The sequence below is a fragment of the uncultured Kordia sp. genome (assembly GCF_947496985.1).
Classification (GTDB): domain Bacteria; phylum Bacteroidota; class Bacteroidia; order Flavobacteriales; family Flavobacteriaceae; genus Kordia.
In genome coordinates, this window is sequence record NZ_CANMEZ010000010.1 from 111,095 (window position 1) to 136,143 (window position 25,049).

The 25,049-nt window shown below is 30.1% G+C and carries 22 protein-coding genes and 1 other RNA gene; 13 read left to right on the plus strand and 10 right to left on the minus strand.

Annotated elements, in window-relative coordinates; translation table 11 throughout:
• Positions 1-70: 70 nt before the first annotated feature.
• Positions 71-1,135 (minus strand): glutaminyl-peptide cyclotransferase, encoded by a 1,065-nt coding sequence (locus Q0828_RS20470; protein WP_298425810.1) that lies wholly within the window; start codon positions 1,133-1,135, stop codon positions 71-73.
• A gap of 86 nt (positions 1,136-1,221) precedes the next feature.
• On the opposite strand from Q0828_RS20470, the gene ffs reads away from it, so the two are divergent.
• From ffs to Q0828_RS20495, 5 genes are all read left to right on the plus strand, one after another.
• An RNA gene (gene ffs / locus Q0828_RS20475) (signal recognition particle sRNA small type) lies at positions 1,222-1,319 on the plus strand.
• Between the two features lie 77 nt (positions 1,320-1,396).
• Positions 1,397-2,203, plus strand: a complete 807-nt coding sequence (locus tag Q0828_RS20480; RefSeq protein ID WP_298425813.1) for an SDR family oxidoreductase — start codon at positions 1,397-1,399, stop codon at positions 2,201-2,203.
• A gap of 180 nt (positions 2,204-2,383) precedes the next feature.
• Positions 2,384-4,213: a transglutaminase-like domain-containing protein gene (locus Q0828_RS20485; RefSeq protein ID WP_298425815.1), complete on the plus strand. Its 1,830-nt coding sequence runs from the start codon at positions 2,384-2,386 to the stop codon at positions 4,211-4,213.
• On the plus strand, positions 4,179-6,209 hold the full coding sequence (locus Q0828_RS20490; RefSeq protein WP_298425818.1) for a DUF3857 domain-containing protein: 2,031 nt from the start codon (positions 4,179-4,181) through the stop codon (positions 6,207-6,209). Before Q0828_RS20485 ends, Q0828_RS20490 begins: the two co-directional genes overlap by 35 nt.
• Before the next feature lie 552 nt (positions 6,210-6,761).
• The gene (locus Q0828_RS20495) at positions 6,762-8,150 is read left to right on the plus strand and encodes a hypothetical protein (RefSeq protein ID WP_298425820.1); all 1,389 of its coding nucleotides are present in this window, start codon (positions 6,762-6,764) and stop codon (positions 8,148-8,150) included.
• A 58-nt stretch (positions 8,151-8,208) separates the two neighbouring features.
• Here the strand turns inward: Q0828_RS20495 and Q0828_RS20500 are convergent, their stop codons facing one another.
• Complete coding sequence (locus Q0828_RS20500; protein WP_298425822.1) at positions 8,209-8,745, minus strand: hypothetical protein; 537 nt, start codon at positions 8,743-8,745, stop codon at positions 8,209-8,211.
• A 209-nt stretch (positions 8,746-8,954) separates the two neighbouring features.
• Between Q0828_RS20500 and Q0828_RS20505 the strand changes: the two genes are divergently transcribed.
• The 6 genes from Q0828_RS20505 to fsa all read left to right on the plus strand — a co-directional run bounded on the left by Q0828_RS20505 (position 8,955) and on the right by fsa (position 13,154).
• Positions 8,955-9,515 (plus strand): hypothetical protein, encoded by a 561-nt coding sequence (locus Q0828_RS20505; protein WP_298425825.1) that lies wholly within the window; start codon positions 8,955-8,957, stop codon positions 9,513-9,515.
• Between the two features lie 11 nt (positions 9,516-9,526).
• Complete coding sequence (locus Q0828_RS20510; RefSeq protein ID WP_298425828.1) at positions 9,527-9,928, plus strand: hypothetical protein; 402 nt, start codon at positions 9,527-9,529, stop codon at positions 9,926-9,928.
• A complete protein-coding gene (locus tag Q0828_RS20515; protein WP_298425831.1) occupies positions 9,921-10,148 on the plus strand; it encodes a VF530 family protein in 228 nt (75 codons plus the stop codon). The genes Q0828_RS20510 and Q0828_RS20515 overlap by 8 nt, the downstream gene beginning before the upstream one ends.
• Positions 10,149-10,551: 403 nt before the next feature.
• Positions 10,552-11,388, plus strand: coding sequence for a LytTR family DNA-binding domain-containing protein (locus Q0828_RS20520; RefSeq protein ID WP_298425834.1), 837 nt, complete (start codon positions 10,552-10,554; stop codon positions 11,386-11,388).
• Between the two features lie 116 nt (positions 11,389-11,504).
• On the plus strand, positions 11,505-12,167 hold the full coding sequence (locus tag Q0828_RS20525; RefSeq protein ID WP_298425837.1) for a type II CAAX endopeptidase family protein: 663 nt from the start codon (positions 11,505-11,507) through the stop codon (positions 12,165-12,167).
• Positions 12,168-12,500: 333 nt separating this feature from the next.
• Positions 12,501-13,154, plus strand: a complete 654-nt coding sequence (gene fsa, locus Q0828_RS20530) for a fructose-6-phosphate aldolase (RefSeq protein ID WP_298425840.1) — start codon at positions 12,501-12,503, stop codon at positions 13,152-13,154.
• 98 nt (positions 13,155-13,252) lie between these two features.
• Here the strand turns inward: fsa and Q0828_RS20535 are convergent, their stop codons facing one another.
• Positions 13,253-14,671, minus strand: a complete 1,419-nt coding sequence (locus Q0828_RS20535) for a thioredoxin-like domain-containing protein (protein WP_298425843.1) — start codon at positions 14,669-14,671, stop codon at positions 13,253-13,255.
• 170 nt (positions 14,672-14,841) lie between these two features.
• Between Q0828_RS20535 and Q0828_RS20540 the strand changes: the two genes are divergently transcribed.
• Positions 14,842-16,467 (plus strand): ATP-binding cassette domain-containing protein, encoded by a 1,626-nt coding sequence (locus Q0828_RS20540; protein WP_298425846.1) that lies wholly within the window; start codon positions 14,842-14,844, stop codon positions 16,465-16,467.
• A gap of 14 nt (positions 16,468-16,481) precedes the next feature.
• Here the strand turns inward: Q0828_RS20540 and Q0828_RS20545 are convergent, their stop codons facing one another.
• The 7 genes from Q0828_RS20545 to Q0828_RS20575 all read right to left on the minus strand — a co-directional run bounded on the left by Q0828_RS20545 (position 16,482) and on the right by Q0828_RS20575 (position 24,188).
• Entirely contained in the window at positions 16,482-17,120 is a 639-nt protein-coding gene (locus Q0828_RS20545; RefSeq protein ID WP_298425849.1) for a response regulator transcription factor, read from the minus strand.
• A gap of 2 nt (positions 17,121-17,122) precedes the next feature.
• Positions 17,123-18,958: an ATP-binding protein gene (locus tag Q0828_RS20550; RefSeq protein ID WP_298425852.1), complete on the minus strand. Its 1,836-nt coding sequence runs from the start codon at positions 18,956-18,958 to the stop codon at positions 17,123-17,125.
• 20 nt (positions 18,959-18,978) lie between these two features.
• Entirely contained in the window at positions 18,979-19,488 is a 510-nt protein-coding gene (locus Q0828_RS20555) for a hypothetical protein (RefSeq protein WP_298425855.1), read from the minus strand.
• A 196-nt stretch (positions 19,489-19,684) separates the two neighbouring features.
• Entirely contained in the window at positions 19,685-20,074 is a 390-nt protein-coding gene (locus Q0828_RS20560) for a fucose-binding lectin II (RefSeq protein WP_298425858.1), read from the minus strand.
• A 367-nt stretch (positions 20,075-20,441) separates the two neighbouring features.
• A complete protein-coding gene (locus Q0828_RS20565; RefSeq protein ID WP_298425861.1) occupies positions 20,442-20,594 on the minus strand; it encodes a hypothetical protein in 153 nt (50 codons plus the stop codon).
• 402 nt (positions 20,595-20,996) lie between these two features.
• Complete coding sequence (gene pheT, locus Q0828_RS20570; protein ID WP_298425863.1) at positions 20,997-23,426, minus strand: phenylalanine--tRNA ligase subunit beta; 2,430 nt, start codon at positions 23,424-23,426, stop codon at positions 20,997-20,999.
• Positions 23,427-23,504: 78 nt separating this feature from the next.
• Positions 23,505-24,188 carry a hypothetical protein gene (locus tag Q0828_RS20575; RefSeq protein ID WP_298425866.1) on the minus strand — a complete coding sequence of 228 codons (684 nt, stop codon included), beginning with the start codon at positions 24,186-24,188 and terminating at the stop codon, positions 23,505-23,507.
• Between the two features lie 307 nt (positions 24,189-24,495).
• Between Q0828_RS20575 and Q0828_RS20580 the strand changes: the two genes are divergently transcribed.
• The gene (locus tag Q0828_RS20580) at positions 24,496-24,984 is read left to right on the plus strand and encodes a DUF2306 domain-containing protein (protein ID WP_298425869.1); all 489 of its coding nucleotides are present in this window, start codon (positions 24,496-24,498) and stop codon (positions 24,982-24,984) included.
• Positions 24,985-25,049: the final 65 nt, after the last annotated feature.

Below are 25,049 nucleotides of genomic sequence, written 5' to 3' on the forward strand. Positions count from 1 at the left end.
AATCAACAGCAAAAACTGCGAAATGCTTTCTATAATCTAAAATATGTTACATTCAAATATAGTTCAGGTGCTATTTCTCTACAATTTTTACTTCAAAAAGTTTATCCCAATATTTTCCAGTTACGAAATATGTATTTGTCTTTGAGTTATAAGCAATTCCATTAAAATAGTCAATAGCTGGATGATTGGTTACTTTCTCTTTCAGTCCTCTAAAATCAATAATTCCTTCCAAAGCTCCATTTTTAGGGTTAATAATCATCATGCTTTGTTTTTGGTAACTATTGGCAAAGATTTTCCCATCTATATATTCCAATTCATTTGCTTTTACATACGTGCGTTTATTATCGCAGACTTGAATTGCGTATTGTTCTTGTAAATTTTCAGGATTTAAAATCCAAATTTTTTCGGTTCCGTCACTTTTATATAGCTTTTCACCATCATTACACAATCCCCAACCTTCTTTACTCTCTTGATATAAAAAGGTATCTAAACGTTTTAAGGTGTTTGGATCAAATACAAAACCAGCTTTTGCTTGCCAAGTAAGCATGTATAATTTATCATTCAAAACAGTAATTCCTTCACCAAAATACACACGATCTAAATCAATTTTTTGATATATTTTTCCTGTTTTGTAATCTACTTTGCGTAAAGAAGATTCGCCACGTTGTCCTGTACTTTCAAATAATGTATCTCTATAAAATTCTAGCCCTTGTGTATATGCTTTTTGGTCATGCGGAAATGTATTTACAATAGTATAGGTATAAATTTTAGGAGATTTGTTTGATAAAAGCATCAACTTTTTAGAAACAGTTGCTGTTTTTCCATCTGCATAAGTAATCGAAGCTTTCAGAATTTGATTCCCTAATAAGAAGTTTTCAGGGATAGTGGTATCCAAAATCAATGGATTTGAACTAGAATTTTTCAATTCTTGATCATTTATAGTATATCGAATTGCGCTTACAGTTTGATTATTTTTATTAATTACGGTAGCCTTTAAACCTGATTTTACAGGGAATTTTGTCGATTTTCCATCAAATTTTAAAGAAAATTGTGGTGCGTTAGAATTTTTTTCTTCACTACATGCAAAAAATGTTAAACTTAAAAATATGATTATGAATACATTATATAATTTCATTGGAATACTTTATTTCTGGCAAGGTAATTCATAAAAATCAGTTTAAAAAATGGTTGCTTAAATGTAAAAACATTTTATCTTTGCAGCGGCAAGTCCTACACAACCAGCTCCTGTTGAATCCTCCAGGGCGGGAACGCAGCAAAGGTAAATGGTTGAGCGGTGTGATGTAGGTAGCTTGCCTTTTTTTATTCCCTAAAGTCAAGGTTCCAATTCTCCTTTTTTTTAATCATATTTGTAAAAAATTAACCTAAACACAATAGCATGTCAAAAGTGGTCTTGATTACTGGTGGTTCATCAGGAATTGGAAAATCTATCGGAGTTTTACTAGCGTCAAAAGGATATATCGTTTACGGAACAAGTAGAAACCCAGATAAATTCACAAACTTTAATGAGTTTAACTTGCTAGCTTTGGATGTGAGAAATACAGAAACCATTCAAAAAGCAGTAAGTACTATTATTGAAAAAGAAGGACGACTTGACATATTGATTAATAATGCTGGTGTTGGAATTACAGGACCAATAGAAGAAACGCCAGATGATGAAATACACAAAGCGTTTCAAACTAATTTATACGGACCTATTGCTGTTATGAAAGCGGTTTTACCACAAATGCGATCACAAAAAAGTGGTTTAATCATCAATGTAACTTCAATTGCAGGTTATATGGGATTGCCATATAGGGGAATTTATTCAGCTTCCAAAGGTGCTTTAGAAATAGTAACAGAAGCCATGCGAATGGAAACTAAAATGTTTGGTGTTGAAATTACAAATGTAGCACCAGGTGATTTTGCAACAAATATTGCTGCCGGACGTTATCATACGCCAGTTTATGACAATTCTCCATATAAAGAAGTATACAAAAATATGCTTACTGAAATGGACGCGCACGTAGATGAAGGTTCAGATCCTAGCATAATGGCGGATTCTGTTTTAAAAATTATAGAAACCAAAAAACCGAAAATTCACTATAAAGTAGGTGCGTTTATGCAAAAATTCTCCATCGTGTTAAAACGAATCTTACCAGACAAAATGTACGAGAAATTATTAATGAATCATTATAAATTGTAAGAACACATAATAAATGGTATGCAGTTGTGATTGCAAATAGATAAAATAAAAATAGTGAGCTTTAAAGGTGTATAACTCAAATTAAAAATTGTAATTTTATTCCTATCTATTTTAATAATCCCAATAACAAGTATCTTTAAGAGTTTTAAAAATCATCTTGAAAAGTGCTTATACTCTTATATGAAGCGTATCACTCATCCACTTATTTTACTATTTTTTGTTTTATTCAATTTTGTAGGATTTGCACAAGGTCTTGATATAAAATCGCAGATGGAGCGAATTATAATTCAGGAAGATTCTTCTTTTGTAAACGAAATCACCATTATTTTTGAAAAAAGTGATGCATCAAGAGTGTATCCAATTTTTTATGATACAGAATTAGAAAGAGTATTTGATATTAAACTTTTTGCTAAAAAAAGAAAACGTTATAAAGAACTTCCTTTTGTAACAACTTACAATGAAGATGTTGAATTAGAAGATATTACGAGTAAGAAGATTAATTCTGTTAAAATTCCAGCAGCTAAAGAAATACAATTAACATACTCTATATCTTGTAAAGAATTAATGTATTTTACAAGTCTTCATTTCTTTTCGTATTACCAAATAGATACATTAAGCTATCAAGTAAACGTCCCTAAAAGTTTTAAATTAATACATAATACAATCTATAAAGATTCACTAGATTTTTATGCTATTGATTCTACAAAAACTGATATTGGTGCTGTATGGAATATAAAAGTTGTTCCCAAAAAAGTTAAGCCAGATCCATTACAGTATTTTAAAATATATAAAAACATGAAAGTTCCATTAATGCGAACTCTTGTGATGCCAAATTCATATGAAAAAGGACCAAAGGAATATATGAACGATTGGTATTTAATGAATGTAAACCGCAAAAAAGGTTTGGACGATTCTGTAAAACAAAAAATAGACGAACTCACAGCTAATGTAACTGATCCAATGGAAATTGTACATATTTTATATAACTATGTACGGAACAATTTTAAATATGTTGCAATAGAAATTGGTATGGGCGCTTTTATTCCTTCTCATGTGAATGAAGTCTATTTAAACAAACAAGGCGATTGTAAAGATTTATCTAACTTTTTATCAGAAGCATTGCAATACAAAGGTATAAAGAGTGATATCGCTTTGGCAGCTACGTTTAACCATATTAGTGACTGTGATTTTCCTAGCTTAAGTTCGGCAAACCATGTAATTGGTATAGCATATATAAATGGCAAAACTATTCTGTTAGATCCGACAGATCCTATTCATTATGAAGGAACGCCCGTTCAAAGTCTACAAGATCGTACCATATTAATTGTAAATTCTGAAGGCGGTTTATTCTATGAAATAAAGCCATTTAGTGCTGAACAAAACGAAATATTATATCAATTAAATCTAACATTGGACGCTAATAAAATGCTTATTGATGGAGCTTTTGCTATTGATTATAAAGGAATATCAAACAATTATTTAAGACGTTATTTAAAAAATGAAGGCGAAAAAGAATTTAAGAATTTCGGTAAAACATTCTATGAAGAAATTTTTGGAAATCAGTCAATAACAAACTTAAAAGTAACAAACGAATCAAAAAAGCTACATATTGATGGTAATGTTACAATTAATGGAAAAACATTTAATGACGGTTTAAACAAATATCTATTCATTGACTTTTTGCCTAGACTCATAGAAACAGAGACTAGAGAAACACTCATAGAAGATACATATTTACGGAGTCCTTTTTACAAAAAAATACGAGCAAGTATAAAAATAGACGAACCTATTGAAATGTTTGAACCTATTCAGCATACATATTCAGGTGAAGGAATATCGCTAAATATCACCATAAAAGCAGTATCAAACTTGGAAATAGTATGTAACTATGATTTTATTTTTGATCATATATTCATCAACAAGGAAAATATTGACAAAACAAATGAAATTCTAAAATCATTTAAAAAAATAATTAATGAACCTATTGTTCTCAAGAAGCAAAAAAGTTAGTGTATGTGTCATATGTTTATGTGCACTTTTTTATAGTTTTAAATCCTTTGTAAAGGATGAAATAAAAGATCCTTTTTTAAAATATTGTAAAAATTCAGATGCCTATTATGTGCATTCATACCAAGATGTTACATATACAAAATCATGGATAGGATACAAGCGATACATTTCCATAAACAACAAATTAGTTGTAAATACGACGAAAGGTGTGGAAAATTATGCATTTCTAAATTTAGATGAATATACAAGTAATCGGATTAAAAACATCAAAGTAAGAACGCTTAAAGCAGATGGTTCTGTCGTTGAATTAGATTCTAGTTTGGTATTTAAACGCAATTCAAAAAGAATAAGGTTTGGCGCAATAAACTATCCTATTCCAGCTGTAGAACCTGGTGATACTATAGAAACGAGCTACGTGTATTATGAAAGTATTCAAAAATCTGATTTAAAGAGTTATGTTAACCTATATTCAAGTGTACCAAGTATTAATACACAATACACGGTAAAAGCAGGAAAAGACTTCGCGGTTCGCTACAAAACATATAATGGATTTCAAGAACCTGCAGTCGTTTCTAATGATTCGTTAGTGTATTTACAATTCTCTGCAGATAAAATAAAAGGACTAGAAGTCAATGGATATAACTGCTTACCTTGTGAAAAACCATACGTATATTACTCATTAGAAAGCAAAAAAGATAAGTTGCGAACTTGGAAAAATGTGTATAATGAAGAATTCAATTTTCTAACACAACCAATGGCAATAGACAAACAACGATCTTCATATTATAAACGTTGGAAACGAAGAGTTATAGGAACAGCGAAAGACAGTTCTAAATTCTATAAATTAAAGTTGTTGTATAAAGAAGTATTAGACAATTTTACAATGGGATTACCAAAAGAAAAAGAACTGATAAAATCTACTGGTTATTTTCTAAAAGAAGAAAGATTTGATCCCATAAGTATCAGAAGATTTTACAGACAATTGCTAGAAGATTTAGAAATTGACTATTGGGCAGTATTTGGTAAAAATAAACAAGACGGAACTATTGATACTGATTATATAAGAAAAGGGGAATTTGATCACATATTTTTTGCTTATGAAAATGAAAAAGGATCTGTAAAGCTTTTATATCCACATGAAAATTTTTACAAATATCAAATAGACGAAATTCCAACAGATCTTTACAATACGAAAGCTGTACTCGTAAAACCATATTTAAAAACAAAAAAGAAGCGAAAAGATAAATTCATTAAAAGAAACTTAAAACTTGCTACAGTTGATTCTGTCTCAGTCGCAACGATTAATTTATCTGGAATGGATTACAATTATAATTTCATGCAGCAAACGGTTTTTAGCAATGTTGATATTGATAAAAAGACAGCTAATTTTAAATACAGATTTAAAGTTTCTGGCGGATTATCTACCGAACTGCGAAGCTTTTATGATATGCTAAGTAGAAACAAAGATCTCAGTGAATTTTATGATACTTTATCAGAGTTTGAAGGGAAAGATGATACTATAGATATTGATTCTGTTACAAAAAGAGTACAGAATACGAAAAAACCATTTGCATTCACTATAAGCGCAGAAGGAAAGCTAAACAATGCGCTCACGTTTATAAATGATAGCCTTGTAAGTGTTTCTATAGATAAACTAATTCAGCACAATCAGTTAGAAAACAGTTCGGATACGTATGATTTAAACTATTACTTAAACTATAACTATGCTGATTATTTCATGTTTTATCTAAACTTTCCATGTAAAATTGAAGTCTTAGGTCTTGAAAGTGGAAATATAGATTTTAAAAATGATTTTGGAGAATATTTCTTTGAACTCAAACAGAGTGCGGATAATCAACTTAAATTTCAGTCAAACTATAAAATTTTGAAAAGCTTAATTCCAAAAGAAAATCTTGAAGAAATAAAGTTGCTCAATGAAGAAGTTAAAAACGTAAAAAGTAAACGGTTAATTATAAAATTAAAACGTACTGAGTAATTCCATAATGTGAATAGAGCTTATAATTTTTCATCAAAAATATAAATGAAATATACCACAATGAAAACATATAAGGTTATTTGTATGCATAATGACACTAACTGTAACAGTACAAAGAAAGATTGAAATTCCAAAAGAATGTACTGCTCAAGTCGTAAATATGGTTAGTAAGTTAGAAAACTTAAATAGTAGAACAACCTATAATGGATAAACTTTCTTTAGAAGAAATAGACTTTCTGTTAGATAACGATACAAACAGAATAGGACTATGATTCTTCATTTGGTAGCTACCGAAAAATACGATCAAATGTATACTTTTGAAATAATGTAAACTTACAATGCTCTCAGCATCTTTTTAGGGAACCAAAACCTTAAAACACTTTAATATATAGATTTTCACCTTGATTGGGATAGTTAATATTTCTAATATCAAATAGATAACTTTGATTTTGGACAGGAATAGTGTATTTTTAGATGTAATAAAATCTTTAAATAAGTAGATTAATTACTGTAGAATGATAGAAATTTCTGCTAAACTTATAATATAGATTAATGGCAGTTTATACCATTCTCAAAATTCCAACTAGAAAAGATTACTACATGTATACACAAAAACATAAGACAATCGAAAATCAGAAAGCTTCGGCTGCTACTCCATTTATTCAGAAACAAGAAGGATTTGAATTAGTTGATAATCGACCAGAATTTATAGTACAAAGAAAACAGCAAAGGACAATTAATAAAAGCCCATACATGACGCAGTTACAATTTTTTAAAGGTGCTCCAATTCAACGAAAACCTGATGCAGTTTTTGAAGATGATATGAGTAGGCGAAATAAAGAATTGCAAGATGTAAAGGATTTAGATTTATTCAAAGGATCAAAATCTGATACAACTGTGACTCCAGGAGGAATGAGAGTCAAAACGAAATCAGGAGGTATATTTAGTGAGTTGGAAGAAAAACTAAATCACTCACAACTCTCTCGTGATATTAGTAAAACTGAAGTTGATCATGATGCACTTATTTCACAGGCGCAGCAAGCAAAAGATGTTAAAGGTGCAGAAACTAAGACATTACTTAGTGAGCATAGTAAAAAGAAGCCTGGAGATAAAAAATCTCCAGAATATGTAAAATGGGATAGTGAGAGAAAGGGAATAATAGATGAGAATAAATTATCTGGAAAAAAATTAACACAAGCACAAGCTAATAAAAGAACTGCTATTGAAGATAAGAAAAACGAAAAACCAAATCTTAAAAATAGTGCTGCTTTAAGTTGGATAGATCGCCACAAAGCAGTTGAAAAAGCCGCAAAAGCTGCTGATCCTTTAATGAAAAGTTTATCGAGCGGAGGCGATCTTTCTTCAACACATGAACGTAATGTAAATGCAAGAGAGCAGGATGGAAGCCTAAAAGGAACGCGATCCTTTGGAGATGATGGTGCCACTATGGAATCAGGCAATCCACTTTCTATTGTAGGAGCCGATGAGTTTTTAAACAAACCAGATAGTGCAGACAGAGGCGCACCAATACTGCCAGAATTAACCAAGTCAGATACGGGCAGTCGTAAACATACAGATGCATTAAAAAGTACTGTAGGAGCTTGGGGCGAAGCAGATGTAAACAGACTTCAAGGGAAAGAACGTGATGCAACGCGCTTGCTTCATACAAAACCTAAAAGTAAAGTAAAAAGGACAGATGGTGAAAAAGCTGAAAAAGTAGATTCCCAGTTTTATCTTAGTGTAGATCATTATGAATCTGCAATGCCTATATCACCAGTGGAAACAGATTATAAACGTAAAAAAAAGCCACTTTATGAGGTAAAAGATGGTGGGTCTTCTTCATTAGAACAATACGACAAAGAACAAAAAAGTCAAGAAAATCGTAAAAAGCTAAGAGAAAAAATAAATGCATTCAGAGCTGCTCGCCAAGGCAAACACTAAACACTAATTAGAAGTAGTTTATATAAAATAGCACTAGTTTTTCCGTTTAGTATATATCTTATGAATTATGATTCCTTTGTGTCATAAAAAACAATTCTTTTTCAAGATCAATTGCAGTATTCTTGACTCGTTTTTTAATCACGAAATAAGGAATTCCATACATTAAAAACGCATGAAAAATAATAAATACTAGCAGAATTCCACTCGACTCAACATTAGTCATTATCATAAAAATGAAAAATAAATAAAACACTGTAATGATTACATAAAATGGAATTAAAAAGTTACTAAATCCATTAATTTCAGTATCAATTACGATATGATCATTCTGTTGTCTAAATGATCCAGTAGCATGCGCTAAATAGCTAGTTCTATCAAAAAACTCTCTACGTCTTCTAATTTCAAATGTATTCTGTGTAATATTTCCTTTGTATCTGTTTTTACTAGAAGAAAAAGCTTCAAACATACTTGAAAATGCACCAATATGACCTTCGTCTACATGTTGTTTAAAGCTTCTAATAAACTCAGACTTATTTACAGGAAGCTTAATTTGTGTATGTTTTATCAGTTGTATATTCTCTAAAAAATTCTTCATAATCCTACTTTTTATAAAATATATGTGGTGAATTTTAGGAAGATGTTACATGTTATAATGAAATAAAATTACAGAAGTAATTATTGAAAGCCTTTAAAATTAGTGTAACATTTTTTTAAAATAGGCGTCGTATGAACGCAATACTTAATATATTGTGAATATAAAATTTACATGGTTCATTTATAAAATAACTAACTTAGCAATCGAATATGAGCAGTTCAAGCACTTTTTTACTAGAATCAAAACTAAAACGCTTAAAGATTTCGTTTTCAAAAGAAAATGGTAAAATCATTATAGGAAAATCCAAAGTTGATTATATGGTATTATTCGGTTTTATCATTTTACCAATAATTATAGGAATAGCTGCTATAATATTTATAAACATAACAACTTTTGAAATTGCTCTAAGAGCAGAAAATAAAGTTATAGGAGTTAGTGTTGCTTTATTGATTGTTGGAGTCATAAATATTTTTCGAATGCTATCAAAAAAGAAGGCAAATCAAAATAAAAAAATATTAGAAGATAACGTCATTAAAATAATTGAAGATGAACAAGTACAACGTTTTGAAGCTTCAAATATTAGTGACTTTGAATACGCAACCAAACAACTTGAAGATGAATCTTTTGAAGCGAAACTATTTTTAGTAGATACTAAGCATCAAAAACACTTAATACTTGGGTTTGATGGTGAAAATGAACAATATGTATTAGATGACGTCTTTTGGTTTATTGACTATTTTAAAAAACACCTTGGATTGCAAACTACTTAAAACAAACATATATGCGTATCGGAATTATACTTTTTTTACTAGTTGGACTAAATTTAGCTACCGCACAAACAAACTTTGAAAAAGAGATCATTGGTTCATGGAAACTAAAAACACAAGTAAAATCTTTCAAGGCTACTGGAAAGTCAAAAACAGCTAATCAACCTGTTCATGTAGAAGTTGATCCACTAATAAGTTCAGATGTGTTACTCAGGTTTGAAAAAAATGAAAAACTAGCAATTGATAAGCAACAATTTCTTCTAGAAGTTACGTATACGCTTAAAAATAACATGCTTACTATTGGTGATCGTACATTTGAAATTTTAGAGATAAAAAATGATATGCTAATCCTAAAAGATATATCATTATCAAACGATATGCGTTACGAATACAAAAGAATAAAAACGGATGAGTAACACACAGCCAAACAATCCGTTGCATGGAGTAAAATTAGCTGAAATAATAGAAACCTTAGTTGATTATTATGGTTTTGAAGAATTAGGAAAACGGATCAATATCAATTGCTTTAAAAGTAATCCTTCCGTTAAGTCAAGCTTAAAATTTCTCAGGCGAACACCGTGGGCTCGTACTAAAGTTGAAAACTTATACCTAAGAGTAATTCAGAAAGTAAATTAAGACGATGAGTTTACCATCTTTTGTTTTACAAAAAAATGAAAGATAAATCTTAAAAAATACCAACTCTACATTCAAACATGACAACTATACATGTTTTGGTCAAAAATCAATTCATTTTACCGTAATTTATAGTATAAATAGATTATTTATTTAGTTGTTATAAAATCAAAGTTTCAAAAAAAAGAAGCAAATTGTCACTCAATACAATAGCATACTACTGTTGAAAATCAGTAGCATACTTTGAAACCTCGATTGTAAAGCCTGTGTGATGCAGGCTTTTTTTAATTCTATTGATTTTGAATGCTGAAATTTACATTCAATTCACTTTTCATATCTCTTAAAAAAACACATACATAAAAATATTTTTTACTTTTGAATTTCTATAAAAACAGGTTTTCAATTCATGAGTAAAACACAAAAAGAAAGAACAAAATCCAACACGTTGATACACAGGTTTTCAAATTTTTTTTCATGGAGTTCTATTCGGAAATTACTAGTGTTAAGTATCTTCTCGCTGATCGTTAATCATCTGTCGGAACGAAATAGTTTTCCAGATAGTGACGCATATGCTTTTCCAATTGAAGGAATTATTGCCTCTATTACGCTAGGAACTATTATTGGTATTGTGGCTGATTTTAATTTTAAATTCTACAAAAAAAAATATTTCTCAAAACAAGTAGAAACAGGAAGGATTGTGCGCTTTATAGTGTCAACACTAGGATACATTACATTAATTTATATTCCGGTGTATTTAATTGCAAATAAGGGAGAACTACAATTATATTATTTGTTAATTGGTTTATTACTCACACTACTGATTTGTTTTGTTGCTTTTATCCTCTTATATGCTGCGGATATATACAAGTTGTATAGAGTTTCTATTGAAGAAGCAAAGATAACTATTGCGCATGGAGCAAAAACAACTAGACTTACCTATGAAGATATTGCTTGTTTTTATAGTGAAAACAAAGTTGTATATGCAGTTCAACAAGATGGCAAAACCATCACAACTGATTTTACACTAAATGAATTAGAAGAAACCATCAATAGTCAATTATTTTTTAGAGCAAACCGACAAATTATTCTTCATATAAATTCTATTGATCAAATTGAAAAAATAGAAAATGGAAAGTTATTAGTGCGGTTAAAAATATCTATTTTGAACACTGAAATCTCGGAAATCAATATCAGTCGTTACAAACGAAAAGCTTTTATGGATTGGTTTGAACAAAAGGTATAAAAAACACCAGACTATTCAGTTGTAAATTTACGACCATTCAGTAAAAACAATAGTATTTATAGGGTTTTTCAAGAAGATAGTTCATTATTTCGCTTTGAAATTAAAAACGAAAAACAATGAACAAAAACACTTTACAACACGTATTAACTCCACTAATTGCAATTTTTCTTATCTTCTTTATATGGTTTGGACCTATTCCAACGCCATATGTAACAACTATTGTAATCTCTATATTAATCTTTGTAGCAAGTTATATAGAATACAAAGGGAAACTATTTTCTTCTCTCGGGTTTCAACGTTCCAATTTTAAATTTAAAAGCATTTTTGTTATTGCTCCTTTGGTGGCGCTTGGACTATTTTTATTTTATCTTTTTGTATTGATACCTTTAGCAACCAAGCTTACAGGAATTCCAATAGATTACTCAGATTTTGAAGGATTAGAAGGTAATTGGGCCTTGTGTTTATTTGCTTTACTATTCATATGGATTTCCGCAGGATTTGGAGAAGAAATTGTCTTTAGAGGATATTTTATGAAGCAATTTGTAAAGTTTTTTGGAGATGGTAAAGTAAGTATTGTTATAAATATTATAGTATTTGCTTGTTTATTTGGCTATTTACACGGAACTCAAGGAATTACAGGGCAAATTGTTACAGGTACTATTGGTGCTATTATTGCTACTATATTTTACCTACGTAAGTATGATTTATGGTTTGTTATTGCGATACACGGATTTTTTGATACTATTGCTTTGATTTGTATTTACTTAGGTTTAGTTTAATAATTTATAAATGATAGGGGTTTTACTATTTTCAGATTCAAAAAAATGTTAATAACTCACGGACTATTCTATTTATGAAGTTGATTATAACGTTTGATAATATTGTAATTTTACGCCAAATTTGCGTTCAGGATTGATGCGGCATCCTTTTTTTATTTTGATATGTCATTACAAGGAGAAACGACGAAGTAATTTGTTTTTCAATACAAAGATTGTTACGAGTTTTTTGAAAATTCTTGCAAAGACGTTTGATTTAAAAAAAGATAGAGCAGAAAGCCTGACAAAACGCCCAAAAAGGAAAACACAACTTTCATATATTAAAATAGACAACAAATGAAATTTTTTATCGACACAGCTAATTTAGATCAAATTCGTGAAGCACAAGCCTTAGGAATTTTAGATGGTGTAACAACGAATCCGTCATTAATGGCGAAAGAAGGAATTACTGGAAAAGAAAACATCATCAATCATTACAAAGCAATTTGTGAAATAGTTGAAGGCGATGTTTCTGCTGAGGTAATTGCAACGGACTTCGAAGGAATGGTTAGAGAAGGAGAAGAGTTAGCAGCGTTAGACCCGCAAATTGTAGTAAAATTACCAATGATTGCTGATGGTATTAAAGCGTGTAAATATTTTTCGGACAAAGGAATTAAAACAAACGTAACCCTAGTTTTTTCTGCAGGACAAGCTTTGTTAGCAGCTAAGGCAGGAGCAACGTATGTATCTCCATTTATTGGTCGTTTGGATGATATTTCTACAGATGGATTGAATCTTATTGCAGAAATCAGAATGATTTATGATAATTACGGATTTGGAACTGAAATTTTAGCAGCTTCTGTACGTCACACAATGCACGTAATTGATTGTGCAAAAATTGGTGCTGATGTTATGACAGGTCCATTAAAGTCAATTGTTGGATTGTTAAAGCATCCATTAACAGATATCGGATTGGAAAAATTCTTAGCAGATTACAAAAAAGGAAACTAGTATTTTAAATATAAAGTAGTTGAATACTACTTTTACAACATAAAAAGCATCTTAGAAATTTCTAAGATGCTTTTTATGTTTATATAGATTTATTTTTACTACTTTTTTAACTGATCTCTTAAATCTGTGTTGTATACGTTTGAAAACGCATCCAGAATTCTTCCACTCTGATCTGTAATAATCAATTTATTAATACTGATTAAAGCAAAATCTCTTGAAAGGCTTTCTTCATTCACAACTCGATATTGCTGGCTTACAGGAAATTCAAGTTCTCGTAAAGCGCGTTTCCAACGTTTATGATCGGTGTCTAAACTGATTCCGACAATATTTAGCTCTGGAAAATCTTCAGCCAATACTTTAATTTTACGAGTAACCAGCTTTTTATGTCCAGTTTGTCTAGAAGTCCAAAAATAGAAAACAGTCTTTCCTTTTTTAGAATTTAAAGTATTTACAGGAATCTTATTATATTTTGTGTCTTGTACATGAATTTTATCAGAAAAGAAACTTCCTTTTTGCAAATCCTTAATTCCTTTATGCAAGTTTGATATTTCTTTTTTAGACTCTGAATTATGCGATATTACTTGAAACATTTTAAAGAAATCATTGTTCTTATCAATGTCAGTATGATTATTTCTAAAATAAGAATAGGCGGTATAACGTAACAGTTTATCACGTACATTTGGTAACGTAACTAAACTGTCAATCATTTTCAATTTATTTTTATTGTAAATAAGAGAAGTATTTATTTTAGAATTTTCTTTTAATGACTTCTTAATACATTCACTATACGATTCATTATTAATATACTGCATTGCATATCGAATATATGGAACGTAATAATTTAATGTAGAATCATTCAAATTGACGTTTTTTCTATAATTAAAAAAATCTTTCGGTATTATAATAGAATCATTGACGCGTTCATTAATTGTGTTTTCATACGTTTCTTTGCAACGATACTTTGTATAGGTGACTACATTATTAATGAAATCTTTAAAATCTGCTGAAATTGTAGGGTTTTGAGAGAAAAACTCTTTTGTTCGTTGTATTCTATCTTTATAAACAGAATCAATACGCTTTTCAAAAGAAGCCGGATCTAATTTACAATCTTTATATAAGTTGTTGTCTCTATATTGTTGTTGAACTAAATATAAATCAGTGTAAAAATTATTTTTCTCAGCACCTTTTCCTGTATAAAACAAAGATTCATCAAACGCTAATGTATTCAAACGCAATAAAATACTATCGCCTTTTTCTATGTTAATGTATTGATGTTCAGGGTTGTGGTAGAATTTGTATAAGCCATTTTCATGATCTTTAAGTTTAACCAAAAAACGATTGTCCTCATCGAGTTTTAAAGAATCGACAAGTTTATCTTTATGATACAACAACACATATTCGTCACTAGGATTGATAATTTCACCACCAAAATAGGCAACATTTTTATTGCTTTCTTTCTTAGGTTTACTACAACCAAAGCAGACTAGAATAAGTAATAAAGGGGTAATGTATTTCATAGTAATTTAGTCAACTTTTTCAAGTTTTAACAAATCTAACCAACACAAATACAATATGCTGTTAACAGGCTGTTAAAAATCTATGTTAAAACGTTAAGACAAACCATGATAATATTCAATGTAATTGTTACTTTTGCGCAATATATAAAAAGTTTAAAAAATAATAAAGAATGTTATCTGTATCTAACTTATCCGTACAATTTGGGAAACGCGTTTTATTTGATGAAGTAAATACATCGTTTAATCAAGGAAATTGCTATGGTGTTATCGGAGCCAATGGCGCTGGTAAATCTACGTTTCTAAAAATTTTATCAGGAAAGATGGACCCAACTTCGGGACATGTACATCTCGAACCTGGAAAGCGAATGTCTGTTTTAGAACAAGATCACTTCGCATATGATGAATTTCCTGTATTGGAAACTGTAATTATGGGAAACAAACCATTATTTGCTATCAAAAAGGAAATGGATGATATCTATGCAAAAGTAGATTTTTCAGATAAAGATGGAGAACGCGTAGGAGAGCTGCAAGTGGAATTTGAAGAAATGAATGGTTGGAATGCCGATTCTGATGCTGCCGCTTTATTATCAAACTTAGGAATTGCAGAAGCAAATCATTATTCATTAATGAGTGAGTTAGATGGTAAACAAAAAGTACGTGTATTATTAGCACAAGCACTTTTTGGAAATCCTGATGTACTAATCATGGATGAGCCAACAAACGACTTGGATTTTGAAACAATCTCTTGGTTGGAACACTTTTTAGCAAACTATGATAACTGTGTAATTGTGGTTTCGCATGATAGACACTTTTTAGATGCAGTGTGTACACATATTTCAGATATCGATTTCTCCAAAATAAACCACTATAGTGGAAACTACACATTTTGGTACGAAAGTAGCCAGTTAGCAGCAAGACAACGTGCACAACAAAATAAAAAGGCAGAAGACAAAGCAAAAGAATTACAAGAATTTATTCAGCGTTTTAGCGCCAATGTTGCAAAATCGAAGCAAGCAACTTCTCGTAAAAAAATGTTGGAACGTTTAAAAGTAGAAGACATCAAACCATCAAGCCGTCGTTATCCTGCAATTATATTTGACAGAGAACGAGAAGCTGGAGATCAAATATTAAATGTAGAAGGCTTAGCGGCAAGTGCAGATGGAGAAGTATTATTCAAAAATGTAGATATTAATCTTGCAAAAGGAGATAAAGTAGCGGTAATTTCTAAAAACTCTCGTGCTACAAGTGCTTTTTACCAAATCATTAATGGAAATGCAGAGGCTGAAGCAGGAGAATATAAATGGGGAGTTACAACTTCTCAAGCGTATTTACCAGTTGATAACTCTGAATTTTTTGATAATGATATGACTCTAGTTGATTGGTTACGTCAATGGTCTAAAACGGAAGAAGAACGCGAAGAAGTATTCGTTCGTGGATTCTTAGGGAAGATGATTTTCAGTGGAGAAGAAGCTTTAAAAACAGCGCGTGTACTATCGGGAGGAGAAAAAGTACGTTGTATGTTATCTCGTATGATGATGATTAGAGCAAACGTATTAATGTTAGATGAACCAACAAACCACTTAGATTTAGAAAGTATTACTGCGTTTAACAACTCATTAAAAAACTTCAAAGGAACTGTATTGTTTACAACGCATGATCATGAGTTTGCACAAACAGTTGCTAACAGAATCATTGAATTGACACCAACAGGTGTTATTGATCGTTATTTAACGTTTGATGATTATATGGGAGATAAAAAGATAAAAGAGCAACGTGATAAAATGTATAACGTTTAAAGAATATTGAATTTTTAAATATCAATAATTTTTTTTTCAATAGCTAACTTTATAAGTTCGGCAGAAGTTTTAACATTAAGCTTATGCATAATGTTTCTTCGATGCGTTTTTACAGTATGTTTGCTTATGAATAAGGTTTCGGCGATGGCATTACTATTCATGCCATCTGCCAAACATTTAACGACTTCTTTTTCACGACTAGATAACTCGTCAACAATAGTATTTGCTTTATTTCGTCCTCTAAAATAATCAAACACTTGATCGTTTATTTTGGTATGAAAATAGTTTTTTCTTTCACTAGTAGCTTTTATAGCTTCTATGAGTTCTGGTTTGGATGCATCTTTAATAATATAACCCTGCGCGCCGCTTTTTAAGGAATCTCTGATTTTTTGGATTGATAAATGCATTGTAAGCATTAATATTGGTATGTCAATCTCTTTTTCCTTTAACAAATGCATTGTTTCTATACCATCAATAACTGGCATATCTATATCCATTAAAATGACATCAACTTCTGTTTCTTCTAAAATAGAAGGAGCAATATTTCCATTTTGCGTATGTGCAACAACTTTAATACCGTCTTCAGGTTTGAATAAAGATGCTACACCTTCTGCAAATAAATAATGATCATCTATTATTAACACCTTTATCATAATTATATCAAATTTGTTTTAATTGTAACGGGTAAATCTATGTTCACGGTTGTACCACTAATTGAATTACTATCAAATGAAATAACTCCATTATGTTGTGCAACAATTTCTTTAATGCTTTTTAAACCCATTCCGTCAAACTCTTTATTTGTATCAAATCCTTTTCCATTATCATTCACTAAAATATTGATAAGGTTTTCATCACTAAAAAAAGTAAGCGAGATGGACAATTTAGTAGACTTTGCATGTTTGAGCACATTACTAACGAGTTCTTGTACAATTCTATAAATTATAATTTCGTTTTCAAAATCAATAAGTCCATCATCTATAGAAGCTGAAAATTCAACATTCAATTCTCTAGATTGCTCTAAATGAATCGTTAACTCTCTTAAAGCATGAATAAGTCCAAAATCTTCAGAAATACCTAAATGCAAAGAATGTGACATATTTCTAATATCTGTACAAGCTTTATCTACTAATTCTGTAAGTGTATTATAGTTGGGAATAGCATGTTCTTCTATTCTGCTTACATTTACTTTTATTGTCGCTAATAAACTTCCAAAATGATTGTGTAACTCTTTTGCTAAACGTTTTTTTTCATTGTCTTTCCCCTGAATCATTGATTGTAAAACTCTCGTTTCGTGAGATTTAAGTAAGTTTTTAATCTTATCATTATGTTCTTTCTTTTGATGAGAAGCAATAAGCTTAGTCGTTTTAAATCGTTGTCTAAAATACAGAAGAATTGTGATTGATAAGACTAATAATATAAAAGCAATTATAATGTAATAGGTATTTAGTTTTTCTCGTTTTTCAAGTAAATCTATTTCTTTCTCTCTTAAGTTGACTTCAAAATTGGTACGTATATCGGCTATCTTTTTTGTCTGTTCTTTGTTTTGTACACTGTCTTTATATACAATATACTGTGCCTGATACTTCAATGCTTTTTGGTAATCTTCTTTCTTGGTGTATAATTTTGAAAGTAATAATGAGGCATCTCTTATTTGTTCTTTTAAACCAACATTTTCAGACATTTCTAAAGACTTTTGTGTGTGAAATATGGTTTCTTTAATCTTATTTTGCTCTAAATAAATATTTCCCAATTGATTGTGATAATCAGCCATTCCAAACTGATCTCCAAGAGGTTTAAGCATATCAATTGCTTTGAATAAATCTTCTTCAGCTTTTGAATAATCTCCTTTCTTCCAATAAATTAAAGCTCTGTTGCCAATTGTATATGCTTTCCCTATTGACATGTTTATTTCATCAAAAATGGGTTCTGCTTCATTATACAATTTTAAAGCAGTATCCAATTTACCTACTGAATAATAATTAAAACCAGTATTTAATAAAGCAATACAAAGACGTTTGTTAATTTTTTGTTTTCTAAAAATATCAATTGCCTTTGTCTGATAAATCAAAGAATTACTAAAATCATCATTAGCGATATACGTATTTGAGATTTCACTATACGCCTCAGCTTCAAAAATGGGATATTTGTTATCACTTGCTAATGCAGCACTCTTAAAAAGGTTTTTTAAAGAATTTTCTAAATTTCCTTTAAGTCGATACGCAACACCTTTAGCATTATAGACTTTTATTGCATAATAAATTGGTCTGTACTGTTTAGATCTTTTTAATAATACATCTGAATATTCCAGCATTTCTTCAGGAGAAGAGGACTTTATAACAATTTGAGATAATAAATCAGTGGCAACTGAATCTGAAAGCATTTCTTTTTCCTTGAATATGCGTTTTAAACTATCTGCCTTCTTTTGATTTTGTCCACACAAATTGAAGCATATAAGTAAAAAGAAAAATGATATGGTTTTTAAAGTCATTATATAGTATTCATAAAATCTTAGTCTTGAACAACTCGAAGTACAGGATCTACAGTAAAGTCAAATGTTTTTGTAATTCCATTAGTATTTAAATACTCTAGTGTTATATCTAAAGAGAATGATAATGGTTTAGGAATTTCTTTTGGATCTACATCTATATAAAAACTAACTGGTTCATTTTCCTTTCCTAATTCGGGAACAGGTGTAAGGTTTTTGTTTTCACAAACGAAATCTTTAAAATGTAATTTATGACGAACAAAAAGGAACAATGGTAATATGGTAAAGTAAACTCTTTCATTTGAATGCACATCAATAGCAAACTGTTTGATTGGATCACCTAACGACATGGATCCTTGAGAAAATATAAGAGTACTGCTTAGTACTTCTTCTTTGAAATCAATAAGTGCTTTTGACTTTAACTTGGCTCTCTTTTTTTTCTTGGTACTATTCAGAAATTCTGTAAAAGTTGTGTAACTTTTAATAATGTTATCGGTATTTGCTTGAAGAAAAATATGTTTAGATACTTTCATGTGATATTAAGTTTAATTGTAAATATATTGAAAATATAATAGTTAACTCATTGTACGATTTTTATCAAAAAATAGCGCTAACAAACATTGTAAAAACTAGCCTAATCCGAAGTAGTTTAATGTTTTTTAAAAGAAAGTTGCTCTTAAATTTAAAGAGCAACTTCTTTGGCTATAGTTTGGAGATAATAAGTACTTGTTATCCAACAAGTGCTACAGACATCTGCATAACAGTATCATTATAATCATTATCTGAAGCATCTTCAGAAGATATTTTATATAATGAAATACCTTTTGCCATAAATTCTTCTGTTTGTTGAGATCTACTTGCTGGTTCTAATGTAGCTCCACCATCTTTTGAAAATTTAAAATCAAATTCAACTGATGCTGGTAATTGAATTTTCTGTGTATAAAATTCTTTCATTGGTTTACCTTCTCCTGATCCTGAGAATTCTTGAGAACTTGGTCCATCATTAGCATTAATAAATGCCGCTACATGTTGTTTATAAGTTGCATTTGTTAATCCTGTAATAGAAACTAATGCATAACCACTTCCTTTAAGGTTTACTGTTTGTGAATTATTAGCCATACTAAATTTATTTTATATTTCTTACTCTATTTAAAAATAGGCTTTTCAGATACCGCCTTGTTGTAATTTAAGTGCACGTTATAAATTATGAACAGGACAAAATTGCAGTATTTTAGGAATCAAAACATCATACGAAAGAGGTGTTTTAATAATACCCCAAAAGAAGTATTGTATAATACGGGTTTTACGTAGTACGAATTGTAAAATGCATAATTTGAGGTGGTTAAGTTGGTGTGGTTATTACATATATCTTAATTGAAATACTTAATAAAGTAAAATGTAATCAATTAAAAAGTCCCTTGAAATGATTTTCAAAGGACTTTTTGTATAAATGGATTGGTTGATATTGTCTTTTCTGAATATATACTTATGGAAGTCTACAAATTCCTTGATAACAAGCATACGGGAAATCACAAGGTCTGCGATGACTACAAAAACGTGGCGCGCCACCAATAATGTTTCGTTGTCCTTTTTTAGCGATATAGCTAAAACCATTAAGATTTGCGATTTTGTCTAACATAATTTTTATGTATTAAGATTTTTAAAAATACAAAAAAATTATTAATAGCTAATTACGGTTTTACCGTACTATTTATTTTTAGTTTTTAATGCTTGATTTTGAAGTGTTTTGCCTTTAACAATATGAGTTGGATAAGTGTTTTGAATACAAAAACCTATTTGTATTTCTGTAATTTTAGTAATCCTGCGTTTGCGTATAGAATTTTATATCGAATATAGAGCTGTTCGTTTTCTAAAAATCAAAGCAATCTGTCACTTAATCATTAAAAATGTTACTTCAAATGGTTTTTCTAGAAAATTGTATTGAGAAGTACTTTGAAAACAGTAAAATAAAAAAACGCTTTCTACCGTAGTAAAAAGCGTTTTTTTGTGTTGTTGTGTTACGCAGAGCATAGTCGAAGCGTTATCTCAATTCAGCACCTAATTGTTTTTCAAAACTCTGCTGAAGTTTGTTCATGATTTTATCAATTTGTTTATCAGTCAAGGTTTTGTGTTCGTCTTGCAATGTGAAACTTACCGCATAACTTTTCTTGCCTTTAGGTAAGTTATCACCTTGATATACATCAAACAAATTCACTTCCTTCAATAAATTACGTTCGCTTTGCTTTGCAATATTGTGAATTTCGGCAAACGTAGTTGCTTCATCAATTAACAAAGCAAAATCTCTACGAACTTTTGGAAACTTCGGAATGTCTTTAAACTTGATTTTTCTATTTTTAGCAACTTCAATCACATTATCCCAGTTGAAATCAGCATAAATAACTTCTTGTTTGATATCAAAAGCTTTTGCTACTTTACGTTTTACAATTCCGAATTCTACTAATTTAGTTTTTCCTAAACTTAAAGTCAATCCTTCAGAAAAGATATCGTTTTTAATTGGAGAAGTTTTTAAAGAATGCAATCCTAAACGTGATAAAACAGCTGTTACAATTCCTTTTGCATAGAAAAAGTCACTCGTTACAGGCTTATTTTGTCGCCAAGTTTCAGTGTTGGTATTTCCTGTAATTAATAATGATAAATGTTTGCGCTCTTCACGATTTTCATTATAAGCATGATATGTTTTTCCAAATTCAAAGAACTTTAAATCAGCTTGTTTTCTATTGATATTGTGTGAAATTGCTTCTAATCCTGAGAATAATAACGATTGACGCATTACTGATAAATCGTTACTCAAGGGATTCAGCATGCTAATGTTATGTTCAGCTTTTAATTGTTCAGAAAGTTCTACATATGATGCTGTTGTTAATGAATTCGCCATGATTTCATAAAAACCTTGTGAAACTAACTGCGCTCCAACAACGTCTTGCAATTTATAATCTTCATAACGAGACGTATTTGAAACTGAGATATGCCATTTTTCATCAAACTTGATGTTGTTGTAACCATATACACGTAAGATTTCTTCAATAACATCAGCTTCACGCTGTACATCAACTCTGTAGGCAGGAATTGTCAATCCTAATCCACCATCAGTAACTGAATTAATTTTAATCTCTAAAGATGATAAAATATTCTTGATGGTTTCTCTAGGCAATTCTTCTCCGATCAATTTGGTGATATTTTCGAAAGAAACACGTACTTGAAAATCTTCAATTTTTGTTGGATAACTATCGGTAGCATCACTTGTAATTTCTCCACCAGCCAATTCTTGAATTAGCAAAGCAGCTCTTTTTAATGCATATTCCGTAATATTTGGATCAATTCCACGTTCAAAACGGAAAGAAGCATCTGTATTTAATCCGTGACGCTTTGCCGTTTTACGAACAGAAACAGGATTAAAGTAAGCGCTTTCTAAGAAAATATTTGTTGTATTCTCGGTCACGCCAGATTTTATTCCTCCAAAAACACCAGCAATACATAATGGTTTTTCAGCATCACAAATCATTAAATCATCTTCATGCAATTCGCGTTCAACTTCATCTAACGTTGTAAACTTCGTTCCTGCTTCTAATGTTTTTACAATGATTTTATTTCCAGAAATATAATTCGCGTCAAACGCATGTAATGGTTGTCCTAACTCATGTAATACATAATTAGTAACATCAACTATATTATTTTTTGGTGTTAAACCAATTGCTTTTAAACGATGTTGTAACCAATCTGGAGATGTTTTTACTTGTACACCTGAAATGGTAACTCCACAATACCGTGGCGCTAAAGTTTTATCTTCAATATCTACGTCCATTTTTAAAGTTCTATTATCAACTCTAAAACTACTTGTAGAAGGTGTAATTAATTCTAATTTGATATCTTTTTGCGTCAGTCCAGCTTTTAAATCTCTGGCAACTCCATAATGACTCATTGCATCTGCACGGTTTGGCGTTAATCCAATTTCAAAAATGATATCATTTTCAATATCAAATACTTCACTTGCGAGTGTTCCAGGTACAAGAGTTTCATTTAAAATCATAATTCCATCATGACTTTCACCCAAACCAAGTTCATCTTCGGCACAAATCATTCCGTTAGAAACTTCTCCACGAATTTTCCCTTTTTTGATCTTAAATCCTTTTCCTTCAGCATCGTATAAAGTTGTGCCAACAGTAGCTACAGGCACTTTTTGTCCGGCAGCAACATTTGGCGCACCACATACAATTTGTATTGGTTCTCCTGTTCCTAAATCAACAGTAGTCACTTTTAAACGATCTGCATTTGGATGTTGTACACAGGTAAGTACATGCCCAATTACAATTCCTTCCAATCCGCCTTGTACAGATTCATATTTCTCTATTCCTTCAACTTCTAAACCTAAATCGGTTAAAAGTTCTCCAGTTTTTTCAGCGTCCCAATCAAGTTGAATAAATTGCTTTACCCAATTATATGATATTTTCATTAGTATTAGTATATTGAATAGTCTGCAAAGATAAGATAATGCGGTAAGTTGACAAATAAGAACGCATCAAATTAGAGATTAGATTTTAGATAGTTTTTTATATACATCAGTTCCGCAATCAATACAAATACCAGCGCCTTTAGTTAATGTTAGTAATCCATTAGTTTTAATTGAAATTGCATAGATTCCACGTTTACTAAATTTAATATGATGACCTGTAGCCGTTTTTCTTAATAACGTATATTTCTCTTCAGAAACTAAACGCCCATTTTTAAAGAATTTTACAGTTTTATTTTTGTCAAATTGAATTTCTTCATTGATCTGTCCTTTATATGGAATCATCATATTTGTTTTTGTTTCCCAATTCCACTTTCCTATTAATTGATGTATTTTTAGGATTCTTTTTTTCTCTCTTATGTTTCTAACTCGATCAATTGCATACATTGAAAAATATGTATTTGGATATTTTTTTGAAAAATTTAAATATTCTAGAGTAAGAATAGAATCTGTTGTTTTTAGTTCATTTTGATGTATTAATAAAATATACTCACTAGTAGATTTAGCTCGTAAAGAATCGATTGAAATATCTTTAGAAATGATACTTTCAAATTGAACACTTGGTAAATTTTTTAAAGAATCTAATTTGTAATAAAGAGAATCTATAGTAGTATTTAACTCAATATTCTCAGCTTTTATAATTTCTATTTCATTAGTGCAAGAACAAAGAGAGATTATCAATAAAAAAAATATGGTATTTCTCATAGTTGATTCTAAGTTTTAATGATCGTTTGTACTAAATAAAAATCCTCAAATATAGTACCAAAATCAATTTTCATATTCGTTATGCTTTTTGGAAGTTGTGATGTGAAAAAATAATAAATAACGTGATGGAAGTTCAGTTTGTTCCTGTGTAAGTGAGAACTTCTTAGACAGTATTTATAGTAGATTTTAGACTATTTTATGTAAAGTTAAAGCATCACTTTACAATTCATCATAAAATTTCTACAACTCAGTTACAATAAATAGTAAATATGTTGAAATAATAACACCTTTAGCATAAAAATAAAAGATGCCACACGATATCACAGGATGGATTCATACAATAGCAGCTTTGATAGCATTGCTTACAGGGAGTATCATTTTAGCAAAAACAAAAGGGACATTGTTACACAAAAGAGTAGGCAGATTCTATGGAATTGCAATGATGATCGTATGTGTCACATCTTTTATGATGTATCGTTTACACGGAAAAATAGGAATATTACACTTTTTTGCTTTTGTAAGTACAGTAACATTATGTTTAGGCATGTTACCGTTATATTTTAAAGGTTTCAAAAGCCCAATTATGAATCATTTAGCTATGATGTATTGGTCGGTAATAGGTTTATATTCTGCATTTGTTGCTGAAGTTTTAACGCGTTTACCAATGATTTTTGAAATAGAAAACACCTATGGAATCTTTTATGCGATAGTTGGATTTTCTGCGGGAGTGGTTTCCATGATTGGAGGATTCTTTTTCAAAAAAAAGAAACTAATTTGGCAAGAACAATTTACTTGATAAACGAAATTGAGTTATCTTCTTGAAACTTCTCCAATTTTAATTGTAATTTGCTTCATCATTAT

Excerpts from the sequence above, each read along its gene's own strand:
- Q0828_RS20470 (WP_298425810.1), bottom strand. The coding sequence starts at position 1,135 with ATGAAATTATATAATGTATTCATAATCATATTTTTAAGTTTAACATTT.
- Q0828_RS20480 (WP_298425813.1), top strand. The coding sequence starts at position 1,397 with ATGTCAAAAGTGGTCTTGATTACTGGTGGTTCATCAGGAATTGGAAAA.
- Q0828_RS20485 (WP_298425815.1), top strand. The coding sequence starts at position 2,384 with ATGAAGCGTATCACTCATCCACTTATTTTACTATTTTTTGTTTTATTC.
- Q0828_RS20490 (WP_298425818.1), top strand. The coding sequence starts at position 4,179 with ATGAACCTATTGTTCTCAAGAAGCAAAAAAGTTAGTGTATGTGTCATA.
- Q0828_RS20495 (WP_298425820.1), top strand. The coding sequence starts at position 6,762 with ATGGCAGTTTATACCATTCTCAAAATTCCAACTAGAAAAGATTACTAC.
- Q0828_RS20500 (WP_298425822.1), bottom strand. The coding sequence starts at position 8,745 with ATGAAGAATTTTTTAGAGAATATACAACTGATAAAACATACACAAATT.
- Q0828_RS20505 (WP_298425825.1), top strand. The coding sequence starts at position 8,955 with ATGAGCAGTTCAAGCACTTTTTTACTAGAATCAAAACTAAAACGCTTA.
- Q0828_RS20510 (WP_298425828.1), top strand. The coding sequence starts at position 9,527 with ATGCGTATCGGAATTATACTTTTTTTACTAGTTGGACTAAATTTAGCT.
- Q0828_RS20515 (WP_298425831.1), top strand. The coding sequence starts at position 9,921 with ATGAGTAACACACAGCCAAACAATCCGTTGCATGGAGTAAAATTAGCT.
- Q0828_RS20520 (WP_298425834.1), top strand. The coding sequence starts at position 10,552 with ATGAGTAAAACACAAAAAGAAAGAACAAAATCCAACACGTTGATACAC.
- Q0828_RS20525 (WP_298425837.1), top strand. The coding sequence starts at position 11,505 with ATGAACAAAAACACTTTACAACACGTATTAACTCCACTAATTGCAATT.
- fsa (WP_298425840.1), top strand. The coding sequence starts at position 12,501 with ATGAAATTTTTTATCGACACAGCTAATTTAGATCAAATTCGTGAAGCA.
- Q0828_RS20535 (WP_298425843.1), bottom strand. The coding sequence starts at position 14,671 with ATGAAATACATTACCCCTTTATTACTTATTCTAGTCTGCTTTGGTTGT.
- Q0828_RS20540 (WP_298425846.1), top strand. The coding sequence starts at position 14,842 with ATGTTATCTGTATCTAACTTATCCGTACAATTTGGGAAACGCGTTTTA.
- Q0828_RS20545 (WP_298425849.1), bottom strand. The coding sequence starts at position 17,120 with ATGATAAAGGTGTTAATAATAGATGATCATTATTTATTTGCAGAAGGT.
- Q0828_RS20550 (WP_298425852.1), bottom strand. The coding sequence starts at position 18,958 with ATGACTTTAAAAACCATATCATTTTTCTTTTTACTTATATGCTTCAAT.
- Q0828_RS20555 (WP_298425855.1), bottom strand. The coding sequence starts at position 19,488 with ATGAAAGTATCTAAACATATTTTTCTTCAAGCAAATACCGATAACATT.
- Q0828_RS20560 (WP_298425858.1), bottom strand. The coding sequence starts at position 20,074 with ATGGCTAATAATTCACAAACAGTAAACCTTAAAGGAAGTGGTTATGCA.
- Q0828_RS20565 (WP_298425861.1), bottom strand. The coding sequence starts at position 20,594 with ATGTTAGACAAAATCGCAAATCTTAATGGTTTTAGCTATATCGCTAAA.
- pheT (WP_298425863.1), bottom strand. The coding sequence starts at position 23,426 with ATGAAAATATCATATAATTGGGTAAAGCAATTTATTCAACTTGATTGG.
- Q0828_RS20575 (WP_298425866.1), bottom strand. The coding sequence starts at position 24,188 with ATGAGAAATACCATATTTTTTTTATTGATAATCTCTCTTTGTTCTTGC.
- Q0828_RS20580 (WP_298425869.1), top strand. The coding sequence starts at position 24,496 with ATGCCACACGATATCACAGGATGGATTCATACAATAGCAGCTTTGATA.